Source organism: Thermostichus sp. MS-CIW-23 (assembly GCF_054059455.1).
Genome location: NZ_JBSSCC010000006.1, coordinates 85,979 through 107,404 on the forward strand (window position 1 = coordinate 85,979; position 21,426 = coordinate 107,404).

Here is a 21,426-nt window from a genome sequence, read left to right on the forward strand (position 1 = left end):
GCAAGTCACCACGGTTATCCTACCATCAAGTTTTCGGCTCCTGCAGCCAAAGGCGAACCGGCAGAATTGCGCTCAAGAGTACTCTACACCGGCTCGGTTAGCCCTGCTGCGAGGAGGTGAATTACGTTAGAACATGAACAACTCCCAGGAGAGTTGCCATGTTTAGGGTCTCCTGTTTGGCTCATTCTCTCTTGCTACTGGGATCCCTGGGCCTGGGTTGGATAGGCGTGTCTTTTGCCCACGCGCAGCCCTTTCAGGCGGGCGACCTGGATGGGGATGGCCGTTTGACGGTGCAGGATCTCAACCTGTTGGGGGCCTACTTGCGGGGAGAACGGGGATTGACCGACGACCAGATCCGAGCTGCCGATGTCGACCAGGATGGACGGATCACAGAAGCCGACTGGCAAGTGTTGCAGCAGCGCATTCAGGCAGCAACGGATGTGCCCACAGGACAGGTGCAGTTGGATTCCGCCTATTCGGGACAGGTGGTGGATCGGCTGACAGGGCAGCCCTTGGCCGGGGCGGAGGTGGCCATTCCGGGGGCGGGTATTTCGGTGCGCACCGATGCCCAGGGTCGGTTTCGCCTGCCAGGGCCGCTGCCGGCAGAAGAAATTTTGGTGGCGCGGCTGGAAAATTACTTGCCCTATTCCCAAAGTACAGGCAACGGTCAAGCCAGCGGGGATCGGCCTTGGCAACTGCAGTTGGAGCGCTGGGATCCCAACACAACTTTGGTACTGGAGGCGAATGTCATCCGCCTGGGGGATAACCAGTACTCACCGGAATCGGCTGCCGCCGGGCAATTTTTGGGCCCTGCCCAAGGGGTGGAGATGACCCGCTCTTTCACTTTGCAACGCCTGCCTTCGCGCCCACCGGTTTTGCGGATTGGATCCCTGATTGGGTTGGATACAGCTGCCGCCTATCGGGCCGGTCAATCCCGGATCCCCAGTGCCAACATGTCTCCCATGCAGGTCATCCTGAACGGAGTGGAAGTCGAACAGATTCACCTGGGGGGAGATAACCTACAGATTCCCCTGCCGCTGCAACCTCTGCGCCTGGGCCTGAACACTGTTACCCTGCGCACTGGCAAAACCCTGATTCAGCCCCCCCTGGTCACCCGTGGTCCCCAAGTGCCGATCAGCATTCCCCTTTTCGGGGGATCCCTGCACATCTCGGTGCCGCTGGGAGGTGATACAGTCATCCGGCACGGTGGAGCCTGGGTGGATCATGACGATGTGCAGTTGGCCAATGTAACCATCGAGATCCCCAACTGAGCTTGCTCCGTCGGAGGTTCCTGCCCCTCAAAGCTGAGCACGGAGCCCGTCGGCTAAGAGGAACAAGTTTAAGCCCGCTTTCGATAACCGATCCGTTTGATACCAAGGGGAATGGGTGTGTCCAACGATTGGAAGCTCCCCCTTCCAACAGCCGGCATACTGCAGTTGCTGAATTGCTCCTCTTCGATGCCTCTGGGAGTTCTGGGCATCTCGATCTTCGAGAGGGATCCCTGAGGTGGCCCATGTGAGTGAGGTGAAATCCTGGCAACCGAGCAGATCGATAACCCAAACTGAGGAGAGCTGACTATGAGTATGAGTATGAATAGGGCTTCTGCCTTCCCCTTAACCTGGCTGTGGACGGGATCCCTGGCCCTGGGGGTGACGGCCCTGGTGACCCGCCAAGTGATCTGGGGGCTCTTACCTTTGGCAGCAGCCTACCCTGCCATCCGCCGCCGCGAAGAACAGCTTGGCCAAGTTCTGGAACAGACCTGGACACAGCAGCAACAGACAGCAACCCAACTGGAGACCCTGCAAGCGCGTTTCGAGGTGCTGGACGCTCGGCTCACTGCTGAACCGTCCCTTCTGCAGCAGACCTTGGCTTCCCCGGCTGAAGCCATTCAAGAGCTCGAGCAGAAAGTAAAGGTTTTGGAGCCCATCTGGGTACAGCAGCAGCAGACGGCGGCCCAACTGGAAACATTACAAGGGCGGATCGACGCCCTCGAAGCTCGGCCCACGTCTCATCTGTCCGTGCGGCAACAGCTGGCCCCCATCACCCAGGCCATCCAGCAAATCCAGCAGCGGTTAAAAGCCGTGGAGCTGCGGTTGAATGCTCTGCCGGTATCCCAGCCCCAAGTGACTTTGGAGCAACTGGAGTTGGTGCAGGCGCAACTCCAACACCTGCAGCAGCTGGTGGCATCCCAGCCGAACCCTGCTTTTCCCCGCAAAGCCCTGGGGGTGTTCATCGACGCGGCCAATCTCCACGCCAGCGCCCAGCAGTGGGGATCCCATCTCGACTATCCCAGTCTGCTCAGCTGGCTGGCCCAGGGCAGATCCGAAATGGAAGTGCATGTCTACAGTGGGGTGGATCCCCGCAACCTAGCTCAGCATCGCTTTCTGCAGGAGTTGAGAAAACAGGGCTATCGGGTGGTCACCAAGCCGGTGGTGATCCACGCCGACGGCAGCCGCAAAGCCAACCTGGATGGGAAGCTGATTGTGGATATGATGGCGATGTGCTCCCGCTACGAGACGATGCTGCTGCTGAGCGGGGATGGAGATTTTGTGCCGGCCCTCGAGCATATCCGCCGCCAAGGCTGCCGGCTGGAGGTAGCCGCCTACAGGCCGGACACGAACTCGGAGTTAATTCGGATAGCCGACCAGTTCGTGGATTTGTGCGCTTGGCAGGGGACAGGAACGCTGGTGCCGCTGCCTGCAAAACAGACTCCGGCCACCGGCTAAACCTTGCCATCTCAGCACAGTTACTCAGCACAGTTACATCGATCCCTGACTCCCCTCTCCCAAGGCAGGGAGAGGGGCTGGGGGTGAGGGTAGGCGGCACAGCGTCTTAACCTTGTTTAAAGTGATCAGAAGTGCTCATCCCATTTTCTGATTTGCAGTCTCAACGCCTGAGACTCGCTTGGATCAACCTTGCCCCAGCAGTCAACTTAACCCCAATTGGAGAGTCCAGATGTCAACGCAACTTACACAGCGGTTTGTGCAGGCAATGCACTATGCCCATCGCTGGCATGCTTCTCAGACCCGCAAGGGAACCGGGATCCCTTACCTCAGCCATCTGTTGGCCGTAGCAGCCATCGCCCTGGAGCATGGGGCGGATGAAGATGAAGCGATTGCCGCTCTGCTCCACGACAGCCTAGAGGACGGCCCCCACAACACAGGCGAGCCCCGGGCCCAGATTGAGCAACAGATCCGGGAGCACTTTGGAGAACGGGTGCTGCAGATCATCCTGGGATGTACGGATACCGAAAGCGATGGCTCCCGAGGCGAGCCCAAAGAAAACTGGAAAGAGCGCAAAACCGCCTACCTGAAGCACCTGGAAACGGCAAATGCCTCGGTTTTGTTGGTGGCCGCCTCTGACAAGCTGCACAACGCCCGCTGCATCTTGCGGGATTTTCGCCAACTGGGGGATGAACTCTGGCAGCGGTTTTCCGCCGGAAAAGAGGGATCCCTGTGGTATTATCGATCGTTGGCAGAGATTCTGAGGCGACGGCTGCCCGGCAATCTATCGGCGGAGCTTCAAGAGCTGGTGGCTGAGTTGCAATGCCAAGCTGGAGCGGTAATGCCTTGACAGAGACAAGCAGGGCTGAAGAAAATGCTGAGGGCAGCCCTATTCATCACACTTTTTGGGTCACGCACCTATGGTTCTCACTGTTGGCACCCCTGCTCCTGGGTTCAACACCACTGACACCCAAGGCAACCAGGTTTCGCTGGCTGATTTTGCCGGCAAAACCGTTGTCCTCTATTTTTACCCCAAAGACGACACCCCTGGCTGTACCAAAGAAGCCTGTGGATTCCGCGACGCCTACGCCGACTACCAAAGCAAGGACGTGGTGGTGCTGGGGGTGAGCATGGACGACCAAGCTTCTCACCAAAAGTTCACCGAAAAGTACAACTTGCCTTTCCCCCTACTGGTGGATAGCAGTGGGGTGATTACCCGCGCCTACGATGTGGATGGGGGCGGCTATGCCAAGCGGGTGACCTACGTCATTGATGGCGAGGGCAAAATTGCCAAAGTCTACCAGAACATCAATACCGAAACCCATGCCCGCGATATTTTGGCGGATTTGGGTTTGTAGAAACGCTGCCTCTTTTCAGTACTCCTCGCTAGATCCCGGCCTTTGCGCATGAACGACGACATTCCGGTCGCCCGTCGCCAGTCCACTCCGGCGAAAAAAGCGCAAAGTTCGGTGCCTGCCCTGAGGTCCCGTCTAGTCTTGGGCCTGGTGCTGGTTGGGCTAGTGCTCCTGGCGGGTTGGGGGATAGAGAAGTTACCGGGATCCCAGCAGGCGGCGGATCCCCAAGTTCTGGAGGAAGCCGGTCAGCCCTCTCTGCCGCAGCCAACTGTGCAGAATGGGCGACCTTCTCTGTTGGGGCACTATGCCTATTCCGAAGCCCCTGCAGACAGCTTGCGGGTGGTGGGCAGCTACCGTGGTCGAGAGGTGCGCCTGCGCCAGGCGGCTGCCGAAAGTTACCTTCGCATGAGCGAAGCAGCTCAAGCTGCCGGGATCCGCCTTGTCCCTATTTCCGGGTTTCGCTCCATTGCGGATCAGGAATTCTTGTTTTTTCAATTGGCTCAATCCCGAGCCTTGCGACCCGAGGAACGAGCTGCTGTCAGTGCTCCCCCTGGCTATAGCGAGCACCACACTGGCTATGCCATCGACCTTGGGGATGCCGGGTTTCCGCAGTGGGATACTCAAGAAGCCTTTGAGACCACCCCGGCCTTCCAGTGGCTGCAGAGCAACGCGGCCCGCTTTGGCTTTGAGCTGTCTTTCCCCAGAAACAACCCTCAGGGGGTAAGCTACGAGCCCTGGCACTGGCGCTTTGTGGGCGACCGCCATAGCCTAGAGACCTTTTACAAGCGCTAGCCAACTCCCTTCTTCTGAGGGGAGGGGGGCTGGGGGTGAGGGCCCAAAGAGCGGATGACGCGATTCGAACGCGCGACCGTCTCGTTGGCAACGAGAAGCTCTACCACTGAGCTACATCCGCGTCGGGAAATTTATGATGGCAAGTTTTGCGGTGGTTTGTCAAGTCAGGGATCCCTGGCGCATTTTGTTCCAGAATGAGAGAAGTTCATCTTTCTTTGCAGTTGCGCAAAGTCTGGGCGGGATCCCGGGCAGCGCCTGTTTGAGGGTATTGCTATGCGGGTAGCCATTATTGGGGCCGGATTGGCCGGGTTGGTGACGGCAGTCGATTTGGTTGAAGCAGGACACGAGGTGCAGCTCTACGAGGCGCGGCCTTTTGTCGGCGGCAAGGTGGGATCCTGGCAGGATGCCGATGGCAACCACATCGAGATGGGGCTGCACGTTTTTTTCTGCAACTACAGCAATTTGTTTGCCCTGATGAAAAAGGTGGGGGCCTACGAGAACCTGCTGCCCAAGCAACACACCCACACCTTTGTCAACCGAGGTGGGCAAACGGCCAGTCTGGATTTTCGCTTTCCCCTGGGGGCGCCTTTCAACGGCCTCAAAGCTTTTTTCACCACCGAGCAGCTCTCTTGGGCGGACAAGCTGCGCAACGCCTTGGCGCTGGGCACCAGCCCTTTGATTCGCGGCTTGCTGGACTATGAAGGGGCAATGCGGCAAATTCGCGCCTTGGATCGGATGAGCTTTGCCGATTGGTTTCGGCGGCATGGGGGATCCGAAGGTAGCCTGAAGCGGATGTGGAACCCGATTGCCTATGCCTTGGGCTTTATCGATACAGAACAGATTTCTGCCCGCTGCATGCTGACGATCTTTCAGATGTTTGCCAGCAAAACAGAGGCTTCCAAGCTCAATCTCCTCAAGGGATCCCCGGACACCTATCTCACTCAGCCTATCGTCCGCTACATCCAAGCCCGTGGGGGCCAGATCCACACCCGCAGAGGGGTCAGCCGCATTGAAGTGAACGACTCTCCTCCCTACGCGGTGACCGGCTTGCTCTTGGCCAATGGAGAGCGGGTGGAGGCAGATGTGTATGTGTGTGCAACGGCAGTGGAAGGGGCCAAGCGGCTGATCCCGGAAGTGTGGCGGCAGTGGCCACAATTCGACAACCTCTACAAGCTGGAATCCGTACCGGTGGCAACAGTGCAATTGCGCTTCGATGGCTGGGTGACGGAGCTGGCCCCCCAAGGCCAGGCCAAGCGAGCCAGCGAACACCCAGAGGCTCTGGGTATCGACAATCTCCTCTACACCGCCGATGCCGATTTTTCCTGTTTTGCCGATCTGGCCCTCACCAGCCCCGCCGACTACTACAAGCCGGGCCAGGGATCCCTGCTACAATGCGTGCTCACGCCGGGGGATCCCTTCATTTCCATGCCCAACGAGCAAATTGCCCAGCACGTGTTGCACCAAGTCCACGAGCTGTTTCCTTCATCCCGGCAACTGAACATGACCTGGTACAGCGTGGTGAAACTGGCCCACTCCCTCTATCGAGAAGCGCCGGGCATGGATCCCTATCGCCCGCAGCAAAAGACCCCAATACCCAACTTCTTTTTTGCCGGCAGCTACACCGCCCAAGACTACATCGACAGCATGGAAGGGGCCACCCTCTCCGGCCACCTGGCTGCTCAGGCCATTCTGGCTGCCCACAGGGATCCCTGATAGGAGCATGACTCTAGTCAATAATAAGCTCAACTATACTGAAAATAATGTATAATATGTTCAGTACGGATTACTACCAGTTGATCTTTCTGTTTACTTTCGAGTCTGCCAACATGGTAGCCAAAGCAAAGCAGAAAATTGGTAGTAAGACGACACGGAAACTGCGCTTTGGGTATTCTACTCAAAGCTTTGCGGGATACCGCCATTCTGGTTGGAAACAAACAGAATGCTATCGCTGCATAGTTGAACAGTGATGTTCAGCAGTGTTCAGCGTAAATGTATCAGGACTTAAAACCGGCTTAAAACCGTCGTGAAGCCGCTTGCCAACTCCAAACTGCTGTCTCCTTTTATGGAAGAAGGGGACTTTTGCTGTGGGAAAAGAGCTGGAAGTGAGCGCAACATAGCAATGGGGAGCTGGAACAGGCTCCGCTCGCAGCTCTGGAAACCCGCAGTTTATGGCTCGACTGGAAGATCTCACCCCTGGCGCCAAGGTCAAAGGGATCCTGCCCAATCAAACCGTTGCCATCGTGAGTGTGAGGTGGTACGGCAGCAGCACCATCGAGGCCATCTACAAAGACACTCAGGGGCGTCTCCATTCAGAGCTTCTGTTTCGGGATAAAGAGCCAACCCTAGAGGTGGTAGCCGAGGGATCCCTTGGCAACTTCGAGGGAGACGGCGCCTTATTTCGCCTAGCTTCAGAGGCCTATCGGATTCGGCTGGCGCACCTGTTTGATCCCTTGCTGGCCGTTCACACCTCTCTGGTAGAACCCCTGCCCCACCAGATCAGCGCCGTCTATGGGGAAATGCTCACGCGGCAGCCGCTGCGGTTTTTGCTGGCCGATGACCCAGGTGCCGGCAAAACCATCATGGCAGGGCTTTTGGTTAGAGAGCTATTGATTCGAGGTGACTTGCACCGCTGTCTCATCGTTTGCCCGGGGAGTCTAACGCTGCAGTGGCAAGATGAGATGGTGCAAAAGTTTCATTTGCCCTTTGAGATCTTGACCAACGATCGCATTCAAGCCGCCCGAACTGGCAACCCTTTCCTGGAGATACCTCTTCTCATTGCCCGCCTCGATAAGCTCAGCCGAGATGAGGCCCTGCAGGAGAAACTGAGGCAAACTGATTGGGATCTGGTTATTGTTGATGAGGCCCACAAACTCTCCGCATCCTTCTTTGGGGGAGAAATCAAAGAAACCAAGCGTTACAAGCTGGGCAAGTTGCTCTCGCAGCTAACACGCCACTTTTTACTGATGACAGCCACTCCCCACAACGGTAGAGAAGAAGACTTTCAGCTTTTTTTGGCTTTGCTGGATGGGGATCGCTTTGAGGGGAGATTCCGAGATGGAGTTCATACCTGTGATGCCTCGGATTTGATGCGGCGGCTGGTGAAAGAAGACCTGCTCAAGTTCGATGGCAAGCCTCTCTTTCCCGAACGGCGAGCTTACACCGTCCAGTACGTCTTGTCTGACCTGGAAGCCAGGCTCTATAAGGAAGTGACCGATTACGTGCGCGAAGAGTTTAACCGCGCGGAAGCTTTAGAGCAAGGTAGCCGCAAAAGGACGGTCGGTTTTGCTTTAACCATCCTGCAACGTCGGCTAGCCTCTTCTCCAGAAGCGATCTACCAATCCTTGCTGCGAAGACGAGAGAGACTGCAGCGGAAGCTAAAGGAAGAACAATTGCGCAGCCGGGGAGACAACCTTGCTTTTACCACTTCCCTGCTAGACGAAGAAGGCTGGGATGAGGATTTTGAAGACTGCCCTGCTGAAGAGCGGGAACCGCGAGAAGAAGAGCTGGTAGATCAGGCAACTGCCGCCCGCACAATTGTCGAGCTGCAGGCAGAAATTCAGCGGCTGCAGGAGCTGGAAAAATTAGCCTTGCAAGTGAGACGTAGCGGCAAAGACCGCAAGTGGGAGGAGCTATCGAAACTCTTGCAAAATCAAGGGGAGATGTTTGATGCCGGCGGACATCGGCGCAAGTTGGTTATCTTCACCGAACATCGAGATACCCTCAACTATCTGGCTGACCGAGTGGGGAACTTGCTGGGCCAACCGGAAGCGGTGATCACCATTCACGGCAGCATGGGTCGAGAAGAGCGCAAAAAAGCCGAGGAAGCCTTTAAACAGGATCCCGCCGTTCAAGTACTCATTGCTACCGATGCTGCGGGAGAAGGGATCAACCTTCAACGGGCCCACCTGATGGTGAACTACGACCTGCCTTGGAACCCCAACCGCCTGGAGCAGCGCTTTGGGAGAATTCACCGCATTGGTCAAACCGAGGTCTGCCACCTGTGGAACCTAGTGGCCGAGGAAACGCGGGAAGGAGATGTCTACTTGGCTTTGCTGAAAAAAATAGAAATCGAGCAAAGGGCCTTGGGGGGCAAGGTCTTCGATGTCCTGGGCAAAGCGATTGCCGGTCAAGAACTGCGAGAGCTGCTGATCGAGGCCATTCGCTACGGGGATCGTCCAGAGGTCAAGGCCCGACTCAATCAAGTGATTGCAGATCGCCTAGACCACGAGCGGCTCAGGGAACTCCTGGCAGAACGCGCCCTGGCCCACGACTCGATGGATACGACCAAAGTGCAGCAAATCCGGGCGGAAATGGAGCGAGCCGAGGCCCGCAAGCTCCAGCCTCATTTCATTGCCTCCTTCTTCCTAGAAGCTTTTCAACGCTTGGGTGGCACCATTCGAGAGCGGGAACCCAAACGCTATGAAATTACCCATGTGCCGGCAGCAATTCGCAATCGCGACCGCCAGATTGGGTTGGGCGCACCCATCTTAAAAAAATACGAGCGGATTACCTTTAACAAAAACCTCATCAGCGTCCCCAACAAGCCCCCGGCAGAGTTCATCTGCCCAGGCCATCCCCTGCTGGATGCCACTCTGGACTTGGTTTTGGAGCAACACCGAGATTTGCTCAGACAGGGATCCATCCTCGTCGATGAAAACGATCCCGGCGAAACACCACGGATACTGGTGTACCTAGAGCATGCCCTTCAGGATGGGCGCCTAGACCGAAATGGCCAGCGACGGGTTATCTCCCGACGGATGCAATATGTGGAGATCTTTCTCCCCGCTCCCCAAGGGCTAGGAGGAGGAGAGAGCGTCAGGGTAAGAAGCGCCGGCTATGCTCCCTACTTGGACTACCGGCCCCTAACTCCCGCAGAGCGCGACCTTGTGAAAGCGAAAGCTGGATCCCACATCCCCCAGCTCTCGGCTTCAGAGGTAGAAAGCCAAGCCATCGCTTACGCCATTGAGCGTTTAGTTCCCCAGCATTTCCAGGAAATCAAAGCTCAGCGGGAAGAATTGATCAACAAGACGGAGCTGGCTGTTAAAGATCGCCTCACCCGAGAAATTAACTACTGGGATCATCAAGCTGCACAGTTGCGGCTGCAAGAGCAAGCCGGCAGGCCCAACGCCAAGCTCAACTCTGCCAAGGCTCAGCAGCGGGCGGATGAGTTGGCGGATCGCCTTCAGAAGCGCCTATCGGAGTTGGAGCAGGAGCGCCAGCTATCCTCCTTGCCGCCGGTGGTAACCGGGAAAGCCTTGGTGATCCCCATCGGACTGCTGCAGCGGCTACAGGGCAAGCGAGGGTCAACCCCTACCACCTTTGCCCGCGAAACCCGGCGAGTAGAACAAGCAGCAATGGCTGCCGTTATGGCCATAGAGCGGGCGTTGGGCTACGAACCTCGTGATGTCAGCGCTGAAAACCTGGGCTATGATATCGAATCCGCTGGAAGGGAAGGCCTTCGCTTCATTGAAGTCAAAGGCAGAGTTGAGGGAGCAAAGACGGTAACCGTTACCAAAAATGAAATCTTGACAGCTCTCAACAAACCCGACCATTTCATCCTGGCTTTGGTAGAAGTGCCAGCCGATCCCGCCTTTCCAGAAGGGGATGCCTTCAGGGTAAAGACCCCTGCAGGCACCTACACCGTGCCGGGCGAAGGCTGCCAGGTGCGGTATGTGCGGCGGCCTTTTCAACGGGAGCCGGATTTTGGGGCCAGTAGCGTCAACTATGATTGGAAAGAATTGTGGAATCGAGGAAGGGATCCCAAATAGATACTAACTTTCATTGGTAGGATGAATTCATGCTACTGGAATTGCGGCAAATCCATGTTCCAGCAGGTCAGAGAGTTGTCTTGCAGGGCATCTCTTGGCAAGAGTTTGAAACCATACTGAGCGAATTGGGAAACCAGCGAGGGTCTCGGTTGGCTTACGATCATGGCTTGCTGGAGATCATGATGCCGCTTCTAGAGCATGAGGATGATAAAGAGATCATTGGTGATTTAATTAAAGCGCTGTTGGAAGAGCTGGATATTGAGTTCCGCAGTTTAGGTTCGGTGACCTTAAGAAAGCCTACAACTTATGGCCTGGAGCCTAACCAGTGCTTTTATATTCAGAATGAGCTAGCAATTCGCGGCAAGAAACGAATAGATCTCATGATCGATCCACTACCCGATCTTGCAATTGAAGTTGATATCACATCCCGAACCCATCTTGATCTTTACGCAGCACTTCAGGTACCGGAGCTATGGCGATTTGATCAAGGCATTCTTCAAGTTAATGTACTCCGATTTGGCAATTACCAAGAAGTTGATGAAAGCCCAACTTTCCCAGGCTTAAACCTAAAGCAAGTTATCCCTCATTACCTACAGGAGAGCAAAGTCTTAGGTAGAAACAAAGCAATTCAAGCATTCCGCCGATGGGTACAAGGACAAATCCAGTCGTCGTCCAGAAAAAGTAGCAACTCAATCGGCACCCAACATGGCTTGTCCCAAATCAAGATGCCTCAGTTGCTCTTGAACAGACTGGGGCCATCTCTTCGTTGAGCCCGCCTTCCCCTCAGACTAAACTCTAAACTGCAGCCTGTTTAACCCGACCGATCCTTGTCTAATGAGCCGCCGCAAGAAGCTGATTGAAGTTGCCCTGCCCCTCGAAGCCATCAATCTGGAATCGGCTCGCGAGAAATCCATCCGCCATGGTCACCCCAGCACCCTACATCTCTGGTGGGCGCGGCGACCCCTAGCAGCCTGTCGGGCAGTGCTCTGGGCTTCCCTGGTCGATGACCCTTCCAGTTGGCCGGACAAGTTCCCCACCGAGGCCGACCAAGAGCGAGAGCGGCAGCGGCTGTTCAACATCCTGGGCCGCATAGAGATCGAACAGGGGAAGCGGGTCGTGCGGGGTCTGGTGTCCTGGGATGACGTGAACGATCCAAACTCCGGCGTGCTGGAGGCAGCGCAGCGAGAGATTGCCCGATGTCTGGCCTGGGATCGAGGAGAAGAGCCCCCTACGGATCCGGCAGCAGTTAGAGAATACATCGCCAAGTACGCGCCGCCCGTTTACGATCCCTTTGCCGGTGGCGGATCCATCCCGTTGGAAGCGCAGCGCTTGGGGTTAGAGGCCCATGCCAGCGATCTCAACCCGGTGGCGGTGCTGATCAACAAGGCATTGATCGAGATTCCACCGAAGTTTAAGGACAAAGCCCCCATCAACCCTGAAGATCGGGCTAAGAAGCATATCTCAGCCTGGCGGGGTGCCCAAGGATTGGCAGCAGATGTCCGGTATTACGGGGCTTGGATGCGGGAACAAGCCTTTGAGCGCATTGGACATCTCTATCCTCCCTGTTCAAACCCCTTAGGCACAGAGGAGTTGACGGTGATTGCCTGGTTGTGGGCGCGGACGGTGACCTGTCCAAATCCAGCCTGCCGCTGTCAGATGCCGTTGGTGCGATCGTTTCAGCTTTCGACGAAGAAGGGGAAAGAGGCTTGGGTAGAGCCGGTGGTGGTGAATGGGGGAGAGAACGCTTCTGCTCCCTCAATCCGGTTTGTGGTCAGGTCAGGTAAGGGCAAAGCGCCGGAGGGAACCGTAGGCCGCAAAGGAGCACGCTGCATTGCCTGCGGAACGCCTGTGCCGCTGGAGTACATCCGCAAAGAAGGTCAGGCCGGACGCATGGGATCCCAGATGATGGCCATAGTGGCAGAGGGGCCAAACGGCAGAGTGTACCTGGATCCCACGGCAGAGCAGGAAGCCATTGCCCATGCCGCCCAACCCACCTGGAAACCGGATACCGAGTTACCCAAGGAAGCATTAGGGTTTCGCGTCCAAAATTACGGCATGACCAAACACGCCGACCTCTTCACCCCCCGGCAACTGGTTGCCCTCACCACCTTCAGTGATTTGGTGGCGGAAGCACGGGAAAAAGCCATTGCCGATGCCATTGCCGCCGGACTCCCCAATGACGATGTGCCCCTCGCTGAGGGGGGAACAGGAGCTAGGGCTTATGGAGAGGCGATTAGCGTTTATTTGGGGATGAATGTAAGCCGATTGGCAAACCGGTCTTCAAGTATATGTTTTTGGGATACCAAAGGGGAAAAAGTACAACAAGTTTTTGCAAGACAAGCAATACCTATGAATTGGGACTTTACAGAAGGCAACCCATTTTCAAACTCATCGGGAAACTTTTTGGGACAACTTGAGTATTTGATCAGAGTTCTTGAAAATTCAGTACCCGATAATGGGAAAGTTGATCAACATGATGCTACCCTTACACACTCAGACGATGCAATCCCAAAAATAATCTCCACCGATCCGCCTTATTGCCTTGCTCCAGATACTCTTATCCAGACTTCAAAGGGCTATGTTCCTATTCAAGACATTCAAATTGGTGATTTGGTCTTAACCCATGAAGGGCGCTTTTCGCCTGTTATCAACACATCAAAACGCTGGTATGAGGGAGAGATTTACCACCTTACCGTTGCAGGGATTAACCATCCTCTAATTATCACTGGAGAACATCCAATCTATGGCATTCAAACGAATCCCTGTGGTTATCAGTTTAGCTATTGCCATCCCGATTGTTCCTACCTCAAGAGCGAAGGACACTGCCGACACCAAGCCTTTGCTAACTATCAACTAGACTGGATACCCGCCTCACAAGCTAAGCCTTGCGATTTAATCTTTCTCCCCACCCTAACCACTGAGAAATTTGATCAATCCATTGCGCTACAAGATTGGTTGCCAGAAGAGAACTACCTTGAACGTGATGGTTTACTACACTACCAAAAAGCCACCTCTAAGTCTCTTAGCCGCAGAGAACAACAAACCGCTACTGTGTGCCTAGATCGGCAATACACTATTCCAGCTCATCTCAAAATCACCCCCAATCTTTGTCGTTTAGTTGGATTCTTTGTTGCCGAAGGCTATGCCAGACTCGAATCCGATGGCGGCACCATTCAGTTCACACTACATTGGGAAGAGCAAAATCTGAAAGCAGACATTATCCAATTGATGCAAACCTGCTTTGGCCTAGCGCCTGGTAAAACCACGGATAATCGCAAAAACAACAACAACTCTTTCCGTCTCAACTTCTATTCCAAACCCATCGCCACCCTATTTCGTAAATGGTTTTACACAGAAGAGGGGCACAAGTGCTTACCGCAATGGGTTTTAGAGCTTCCTGCTGAATTTTTAGAAGAACTGGTCAAAGGCTATTGGTGGGGCGATGGCTATCGCGCGAACAATGGCTACAAAGCCGTTACCGTCTCTCCGGCTTTAGCCGGACAAATTCAACTCATTTTGCAAAAGCTGTGTATTCGCTCCTGCCTTCACACTCGAACCGTTAAGAGTACGATCGTCAACGGCAACCCTGTCATCCCCCGTTATCCCCAACACAACATCACTGTCAATGGACCATCCTTACTGAAACTTGCAGAATATATTGGTGAACCCAAGCATGAATCGCTATCGCTAAAGCGCTTTAGCCAACATGGCTATTGGTGGAACAACGGCTATCTCGCCCCCATTCGCAAAGTTGAGCGTAAACCCTACATCGGTTATGTCTACAATCTCGAAACTGTAGATCATTCCTACACTACAGCGATGGGCTGTGTGCATAACTGCGACAATATTGGTTATGCTGATCTGTCCGACTTTTTCTATGTCTGGTTGCGTCGCTCCTTAGGCAGTGTGTACCCTAATCTTTTCACTACCTTACTGGTTCCGAAGACCCAAGAACTGGTTTCCAATCCCTATCGTTTTGAAGGTAGCAAAAAAAAAGCTAAGGATTTTTTTGAAGAAGGAATTAAGCAAGCCTTCTCACGCATGAGAGCCGTCAGCCATGACTCTTATCCCGTTACCATCTTCTACGCATTCAAACAACAGGAGGAAGACCCCTCACCCCCCGGCCCCCTCTCCCAAAAGGGGCGATGGGGAGAAGAAGATGATGATATCGACGATCTAGTTCCCCTCTCCCGTTCTGGGAGAGGGTTGAGGGGTGAGGGCAGAGCCTCTACGGGTTGGGAAACCATGCTGGAAGGGTTAATGCAATCCGGCTTAACCATCAACGGCACTTGGCCCATGCGAACTGAACTTACAGGAAACTTGAAGAAAAATGTATCTGCCCTTGCCTCTTCCATTGTCTTGGTTTGCCGTCCCCGCCCCGCCGATGCGCCCAAGGCTACCCGTCGCCAATTCCTTGCCGAGCTGAAGCGCGAACTGCCTGAGGCTCTCAAGCTTCTGCAGCAGGGCAGCATTGCGCCTGTGGACTTGGCCCAAGCCAGCATCGGCCCCGGCATGGCCATCTATTCCCGCTACGCTGCAGTTTTGGAAAGCGATGGCTCGCCCCTGACCGTCCGCACGGCCCTGCAACTGATCAACCAGTACCTAGATGAATATCTCAGCGAACAAGAAGGGGAACTCGATGAGGGCAGCCGCTGGGCCACCACTTGGTTTGCCCAATATCAATTTGAGCCAGGCCCCTACGGGGAAGCAGAAGTCCTCAGCAAGGCCAGAAACGTCAGCATTGAGTCCCTTGAGGAACTTGGGATCCTAGAAGCCAAGGCCGGCAAGGTGCGGTTGTTGAGAAGAGAGGAAATAGCCCAGAGAAAAGAAAAGGGAGCAGATTCCCTCTCCTTGCTCCTTGCTTCCTCCGCCTGGCTCATCACCCAGACCCTCATCCACACCCTCGATCGGAAAGGGGAAATGGGAGCCGCCGCTCTCCTGGCTGCCTTGGGAGATAGAGGTGCGGTTGCCCGCGATCTGGCCTATCGGCTCTATACCCTCTGCGAAAAGAAAGGCTGGACTCAAGAAGCCCTAGCCTATAACACTCTCGTCATTGCCTGGCCGGAAATTAACCGGCTAGCATCCGAAATGAAGAAAAAGCAGCATGATCCTTTCCAGCCCAGCTTGCTTTAGCCTTCTACCTCTGGGGGAAGCAAAGCGTGACATACTCCCATCGCTGACCCTACGGGTACAGTGCGGGGCTTAGCTACCCCCACACCCCCATAAGCTAAAAGACCTCAGAGTTTCTATCCTTACACCCAACCAGACGATGGTCACCCTCCAGCTTCGACAACTCACCATCCCACCCGGCCAGCGCCTGCTGATTCACAATCTGAATTGGTTAGACTTTGAAGCCATCCTAGATGAGCTGGGCGAAAAGCGAGCCAGCCGCATTGCCTACAGCGATGGGATATTGGAAATCAGAATGCCCTCACCCAAGCATGAGCGAGAAAAATCCATCATTGGAGACATTGTCAAAATCTTGCTAGAGGAACTGGAAGTTGACTGCGAATGTTTTGGGTCAGCTACCTTCAAACAGCAAGCAATGAACTACGGGATCGAACCTGATGAATGCTTCTATATCCAAAATCACCAGGCCGTGATTGGCAAAGATCGGCTGGATCTATCTGTTGACCCGCCTCCGGATCTGGCCATCGAAGTGGATGTTACTTCCAAAACCCAGATTGAGGCTTACACCCGCCTAGGAGTGCCCGAACTTTGGGTTTATCAAGGCAACCAGCTAACCATCTACATCCTGCAATCCGGCCAATATCAGGCTTCTGCCACCAGCCCAACCTTTCCTCAGCTACCGATTTTAGAGTGGGTGCCAGAAGTCTTGGCCCAAAGTCGAGATCTGGGTAGAAGTCCAGCCCTTCGTGCCCTTCGCCAAAAAATACGCTCCATCTTAGGGAATTAATACGAGCCATAGGCCACGTACTCTGAGAGTTTTGCCCAAAGAAGATGATGCTTGCCCTCAACCTGCAACCGGCTTTGAATTTAACCGATGAAGTTTTCGAACAGCTTTGCCGGCAAAATCCTGAGCTGCGCCTGGAACGCACCGCCCAAGGAGAACTGATTGCCATGGCCCCTGCAGGCAGCGAAAGCAGCCGTCAAAACTTGAGCCTCAGCGCCCAGCTCTGGCAGTGGAACCGGCAAACTCAGCTTGGTGTGGCCTTTGACTCTTCCGCCGGTTTTGCCTTGCCCAATGGGGCCATTCGCTCTCCCGATGCCGCTTGGATGCCCAAAGAGCGCTGGCAGCAGCTCACCCCAGAGCAGCGCCGTCGCTTTGCTCCTCTTTGCCCTGACTTTGTGCTGGAACTAAAGTCTCCTACTGACGAGCTGGCTATCCTTCAGGCCAAGCTGCAGGAGTACCTAGACAACGGATCCCAACTGGGCTGGTTAATTGACCCAGAAAAGGGCCAAGTTTACGTCTATCGCCCAGGTCAGCCGGTACAGGTTTTGGAGCGACCTACCAGCTTGTCTGGGGATCCCGTTCTCCCTGGCTTTGTGGTGGATCTCACCTTAATCTGGGAATAGTGCTCCCCACGCTCTAAAACTGCCCACCAGGATGAGCTCATGATTGCCCTCAACCTGCAACCGGCTTTGAATTTAACCGATGAAGTTTTCGAACAGCTTTGCCGGCAAAATCCTGAGCTGCGCCTGGAACGCACCGCCCAAGGAGAACTGATTGCCATGGCCCCTGCAGGCAGCGAAACTGGATTCCGCAATGCCGACCTGCTGGGCCAACTGTGGCAGTGGAATCGAGGCAAGAACTTAGGTTTTGTCTTTGACTCTTCCGCGGGCTTTGCCCTGCCCAATGGGGCCATCCGCTCTCCCGATGCCGCTTGGATTGCCAAAGAGCGCTGGCAGCAGCTTACCCCGGAGCAGCGTCGTCGCTTTGCTCCTCTTTGCCCTGACTTTGTGCTGGAACTAAAGTCTCCTACTGACGAGCTGGCTATCCTTCAGGCCAAGCTGCAGGAGTACCTAGACAACGGATCCCAACTGGGCTGGCTGATCGATCCAGAAAGCCAGCGGGTTTACGTCTACCGCCCAGGTCAGCTGGTGCAAGTTTTGGAGCGGCCTACTAGCTTGTCTGGGGATCCGGTTCTCCCTGGCTTTGTTGTGGATCTCACTTTAATCTGGAAATAATCGACCCACCCCCTAACTTCAACTTCATTCAATCACTTATGGCTATCAGCAACCACGAACGAGTTGGACGCGCCCTCAACCTTCTGCGGCAGGGGCTTTATCCTTTTGTCGTGCGGGAGATGCAAGCCTTCCATGGAGAGAAGTGGCTGACAGTTGTCGCCGACAACCTGCCCGAGAGCTCTCCCAAATTCAAAAGTCCTGAGCAGATCCTGGAGGAAGATGTTTTGGCGCTGCTGACTCTCATGTGGGAGCAGTGGAACACCGTCTTCAGGCAAACTCTGGGACAAGCGGAGCGCACCCTAGTCAGCGAGCTGCGCAATACCCGCAACACCTGGGCCCACACCTGCACTTTTGGTTTTGACGATGCCTATCGCGCCCTCGATAGCGTTGCCCGACTGCTGAGCGCCATTGCTGCCCCCCAAGCTGCCGAAGTTGAAAAACAAAAACAAGAGCTACTGCGACTGCGCTTCGAAGAACAGGCCAAGCGGGAAAGCCGTCGCGCTATGGGATCCCCTACAGAAGGTCAGCCCCAGGCTGGCCTCAAGCCCTGGCGCGAGGTTGCCACTCCCCACCCCGATGTGGCTTCAGGTCGCTTCCAACAAGCCGAATTTGCCGCCGATCTTTGGGAAGTCTACCTGGGCGAAGGTTCGGATGAGTACCGGGATCCCGTCGAGTTCTACCGCCGCACCTACCTTACCGAGGGATTGCAACAACTGCTCACCAATGCCCTGAAGCGCCTCAGCGGCCAAGGGGGGGATCCCGTGATAGAGTTGCAGACCAACTTTGGCGGCGGCAAAACCCACGCCATGCTTGCCCTCTACCACCTCTTTGGAAGAAGGGCTAGGGGTGAGGGCCCCCTACCCGGCACAGAGTCTCTTCTCCAAGCCGTCGGCCTGCAGAGACCACCTCAAAACGTCAGGATAGCCGTCCTGGTGGGGAACAAGCTCCAGCCCAGCGGCATTCCCTCCTACAAGCCTGAGCACGCCCAGCAAAACCGCCCCCTGATCCGCACCCTTTGGGGGGAGTTGGCCTGGCAACTGGGAGGTGCCGAAGGCTATGCGCGGGTGCAGCAGGCCGACGCAACTTCCACCAACCCCGGCGATGCGCTTAAAGTCTTGTTCAACCGCTATGCCCCTTGCCTGATCCTAATCGATGAGTGGGTGGCCTATGCTCGCCAACTCCACGACAGCCCTGACCTAGCCGGCGGCAGTTTCGACACCCAGTTTACCTTTGCCCAAACCCTGAGCGAATCGGCCAAGAACGCAAAAGATACACTGCTGGTGGTGAGCCTTCCTTCTTCGGATATCGAAATTGGCGGGGAGCGGGGCAAAGAAGCTCTGGTTCGCCTGAGAAATGCCATTGGCCGGGTGGAATCCCCTTGGCGGCCCGCGAGCGCTGAAGAAAGCTTTGAAATTGTCCGCCGCCGCCTGTTTCAGCCCCTCACCAATCCCGAGCTATTTGTGCAGCGGGATGCCGTGGTGAAAGCGTTCATGGATCTCTATCGCAGCCAAAGCCAGGAATTTCCCAGCGAGTGCAAAGAAAGTGACTACGAACGCCGCCTCAAGGCTGCTTATCCCATTCACCCAGAGCTGTTTGACCGCCTTTACTCCGACTGGTCTACTCTCGACAAGTTTCAACGCACCCGCGGTGTGCTACGGCTGATGGCCAGGGTCATCCACACCCTCTGGGAGCGAAATGACCGCAGCCTGATGATCCTGCCCGCCCACATCCCCATGGACGATCAACAGGTACAAGCAGAGCTGACCCGCTACCTAGACGACAACTGGCTGCCGGTAATCGACAAAGACGTGGATGGCCCCACTTCCCTGCCCCTGACTCTCGACCGAGATCACCCCAACCTGGGCCGGTATTCCGCCTGTCGCCGGGTTGCCCGCACCATCTACATGGGATCCGCCCCCACCCTGCGGGCCGCCAACCGCGGCATTGAGGAGCGCCGCATCAAGCTGGGCTGCGTGCAACCGGGAGAACACCCCATCACCTTCGGCGATGCCCTGCGGCGGCTATCCGACCAGGCAACTTACCTATACGGAGATGGCAGTCGCTACTGGATTTCCACCCAGCCCAACGTCAACCGCACTGCTCAGGAGCGAGCCGAGCAACTGTTGAGGGACGAGCCCCACACCCTCTGCCAAGAGATCATCCGGCGCCTCAAAGCCGACAGAAATCGCGGTGAGTTCAGCGCCGTTCACGTTGCCCCCGACTCCACTGCCGATATTCCCGACGATCCCACTTTAGGCGTGCGGCTGGTGATCCTGCATCCTCAGTATTCCCATAGCCGGGGTAGCCAGGATAGCCCTGGGCGAGTCTGGGCTGAGCAGGCCCTCCAGCGTCGCGGCAGCGGCCTCCGCTACTACAGGAACATGCTGCTGTTTTTGGCGCCCGACAAAACCCGCCTGGAAAGCCTAGAACGCAATACCGCCCAATACCTAGCTTGGAAAGGGATCCTGGAAGACAAAGATCTCCTCAACCTAGATGCCTTCCAAACCGACCAAGCCGATACCAAGCTGCACCAATCCGAGGCTGCTGTTGAGGCTGCTCTGCGGGAAACCTATCAATGGCTGCTGATCCCAGCCCAGCCTGATCCCCAAGGCAGTCTAGAGTGGAAAGAATGCCGACTGCAGGGGCAAGATTCCCCCATTTTGCAAGCCAGCCGCAAAGCTGTCCACGAGGGGGATCTGGTTACCGCTTACTCTGCCATCACCCTCCGCCTGGATACGCTGGATAGATTCCTCTGGCGCGAGGCTGATCACATCGATCTCAAACGACTGTGGGAATGCCTGGCCCAGTACCTCTACCTACCCCGCTTGAAAGACCCATCCGTTCTTCTAAGAGCTGTAGAAGACGGGGTAGCCTCAACTGCTTGGGAGGATAGCTTTGCCTACGCAGAGGCCTTCGATGAGTCCAAAGGCAAATACCTCGGCTTGCAAGTGGCAGCCATAGTCAAGCCCAGCATCGGTTCCAACAGCCTGCTGGTCAAGCCAGAGGTTGCCCGCCGTCAATTGGAAGCCCTTCAAGTTCCTTCCCCAAAGGCGCCCTGCATCTTCCCAGACAGCACTCCGCCTCTTCCTGGCCCCGGCGAGGAGGATTCCCCAGTTACGAATCAAGGAAATCAAGTTTCCCAGCCGGCGTTGCCGAGGCGATTTTACGGCAGGGTGGAAATGGATCCCCTGCGGGTCAACAGAGATGTTGCAACCCTTGCCGACGAGGTCATCCGGCACCTGACCAATCTGCCAGGAGCCACTGTCAAAATTACCCTGGAAATCGACGCGGAAATACCGGAAGGCTTACCGGAGAGCGTGAGGCGCACGGTAGCGGAAAACTGCCGAACCTTAAAGTTCTGCACCCTGGGGTTCGAGGACAATCCGCATAGTCATTTTTAAGCGGGAATGAAACTTTTTCCTTAGGTTGTGTTGATCTTTCATTTGAGCCAAAAGAGAGCACTGACGAGATAGAGAAAACTCAAGAAGTTCCTGGCCAATTTGTCAAAACGAGAACATAGATGCCGGTACTGCTTTAACTTATGAAAAAAGCATTCGATTAAATGCCTCTCTTGATACAGATGCTTGTCATAATGCCGCTGCGTCTTTCTATTCCTTTTAGGCGGAATAACCGCTTGAG

Annotated in this window: 14 protein-coding genes, 1 tRNA gene and 1 pseudogene; 14 read left to right on the plus strand and 2 right to left on the minus strand. The window is 55.4% G+C overall.

The window, feature by feature from the left end:
- The first annotated feature begins 158 nt into the window (after positions 1 to 158).
- The 5 genes from ACVW0B_RS03925 to ACVW0B_RS03945 all read left to right on the plus strand — a co-directional run bounded on the left by ACVW0B_RS03925 (position 159) and on the right by ACVW0B_RS03945 (position 4,870).
- On the plus strand, positions 159 to 1,271 hold the full coding sequence (locus ACVW0B_RS03925; RefSeq protein WP_457490993.1) for a dockerin type I domain-containing protein: 1,113 nt from the start codon (positions 159 to 161) through the stop codon (positions 1,269 to 1,271).
- Between the two features lie 318 nt (positions 1,272 to 1,589).
- Positions 1,590 to 2,726 carry a LabA-like NYN domain-containing protein gene (locus ACVW0B_RS03930; protein ID WP_457490994.1) on the plus strand — a complete coding sequence of 379 codons (1,137 nt, stop codon included), beginning with the start codon at positions 1,590 to 1,592 and terminating at the stop codon, positions 2,724 to 2,726.
- Between the two features lie 229 nt (positions 2,727 to 2,955).
- Complete coding sequence (locus ACVW0B_RS03935) at positions 2,956 to 3,573, plus strand: HD domain-containing protein (protein WP_011432688.1); 618 nt, start codon at positions 2,956 to 2,958, stop codon at positions 3,571 to 3,573.
- 70 nt (positions 3,574 to 3,643) lie between these two features.
- Positions 3,644 to 4,081, plus strand: coding sequence for a peroxiredoxin (locus ACVW0B_RS03940; RefSeq protein ID WP_457490995.1), 438 nt, complete (start codon positions 3,644 to 3,646; stop codon positions 4,079 to 4,081).
- 48 nt (positions 4,082 to 4,129) lie between these two features.
- Complete coding sequence (locus tag ACVW0B_RS03945) at positions 4,130 to 4,870, plus strand: M15 family metallopeptidase (RefSeq protein WP_457490996.1); 741 nt, start codon at positions 4,130 to 4,132, stop codon at positions 4,868 to 4,870.
- Positions 4,871 to 4,919: 49 nt separating this feature from the next.
- Here ACVW0B_RS03945 and ACVW0B_RS03950 read toward each other — a convergent pair.
- Positions 4,920 to 4,991 (minus strand) — tRNA-Gly (locus tag ACVW0B_RS03950).
- A gap of 152 nt (positions 4,992 to 5,143) precedes the next feature.
- Between ACVW0B_RS03950 and zds the strand changes: the two genes are divergently transcribed.
- The 9 genes and pseudogenes from zds (at position 5,144) to ACVW0B_RS03995 (ending at position 21,188) form a co-directional block, all read left to right on the plus strand.
- Entirely contained in the window at positions 5,144 to 6,583 is a 1,440-nt protein-coding gene (gene zds, locus ACVW0B_RS03955; protein WP_457490997.1) for a 9,9'-di-cis-zeta-carotene desaturase, read from the plus strand.
- A 59-nt stretch (positions 6,584 to 6,642) separates the two neighbouring features.
- Positions 6,643 to 6,826 (plus strand): annotated as a pseudogene (locus ACVW0B_RS03960) (hypothetical protein); the annotation flags it as partial.
- A gap of 212 nt (positions 6,827 to 7,038) precedes the next feature.
- Entirely contained in the window at positions 7,039 to 10,638 is a 3,600-nt protein-coding gene (locus ACVW0B_RS03965; protein WP_414328702.1) for a helicase-related protein, read from the plus strand.
- Between the two features lie 29 nt (positions 10,639 to 10,667).
- Positions 10,668 to 11,408, plus strand: coding sequence for a Uma2 family endonuclease (locus tag ACVW0B_RS03970; RefSeq protein WP_457490998.1), 741 nt, complete (start codon positions 10,668 to 10,670; stop codon positions 11,406 to 11,408).
- A 64-nt stretch (positions 11,409 to 11,472) separates the two neighbouring features.
- On the plus strand, positions 11,473 to 15,771 hold the full coding sequence (locus ACVW0B_RS03975; RefSeq protein ID WP_457490999.1) for a DUF1156 domain-containing protein: 4,299 nt from the start codon (positions 11,473 to 11,475) through the stop codon (positions 15,769 to 15,771).
- Positions 15,772 to 15,907: 136 nt separating this feature from the next.
- A complete protein-coding gene (locus tag ACVW0B_RS03980) occupies positions 15,908 to 16,555 on the plus strand; it encodes a Uma2 family endonuclease (protein ID WP_414329080.1) in 648 nt (215 codons plus the stop codon).
- Positions 16,556 to 16,602: 47 nt separating this feature from the next.
- Positions 16,603 to 17,175 (plus strand): Uma2 family endonuclease, encoded by a 573-nt coding sequence (locus ACVW0B_RS03985; RefSeq protein ID WP_457440664.1) that lies wholly within the window; start codon positions 16,603 to 16,605, stop codon positions 17,173 to 17,175.
- A gap of 39 nt (positions 17,176 to 17,214) precedes the next feature.
- A complete protein-coding gene (locus ACVW0B_RS03990) occupies positions 17,215 to 17,787 on the plus strand; it encodes a Uma2 family endonuclease (RefSeq protein WP_414329670.1) in 573 nt (190 codons plus the stop codon).
- A gap of 38 nt (positions 17,788 to 17,825) precedes the next feature.
- Positions 17,826 to 21,188 (plus strand): Swt1 family HEPN domain-containing protein, encoded by a 3,363-nt coding sequence (locus ACVW0B_RS03995; RefSeq protein ID WP_457491000.1) that lies wholly within the window; start codon positions 17,826 to 17,828, stop codon positions 21,186 to 21,188.
- Positions 21,189 to 21,226: 38 nt separating this feature from the next.
- On the opposite strand, the gene ACVW0B_RS04000 is transcribed toward ACVW0B_RS03995, so the two are convergent.
- Positions 21,227 to 21,426, minus strand: a 200-nt coding sequence (locus tag ACVW0B_RS04000; RefSeq protein ID WP_457491001.1) for a transposase, incomplete at its 5' end; no start/stop codon positions are given.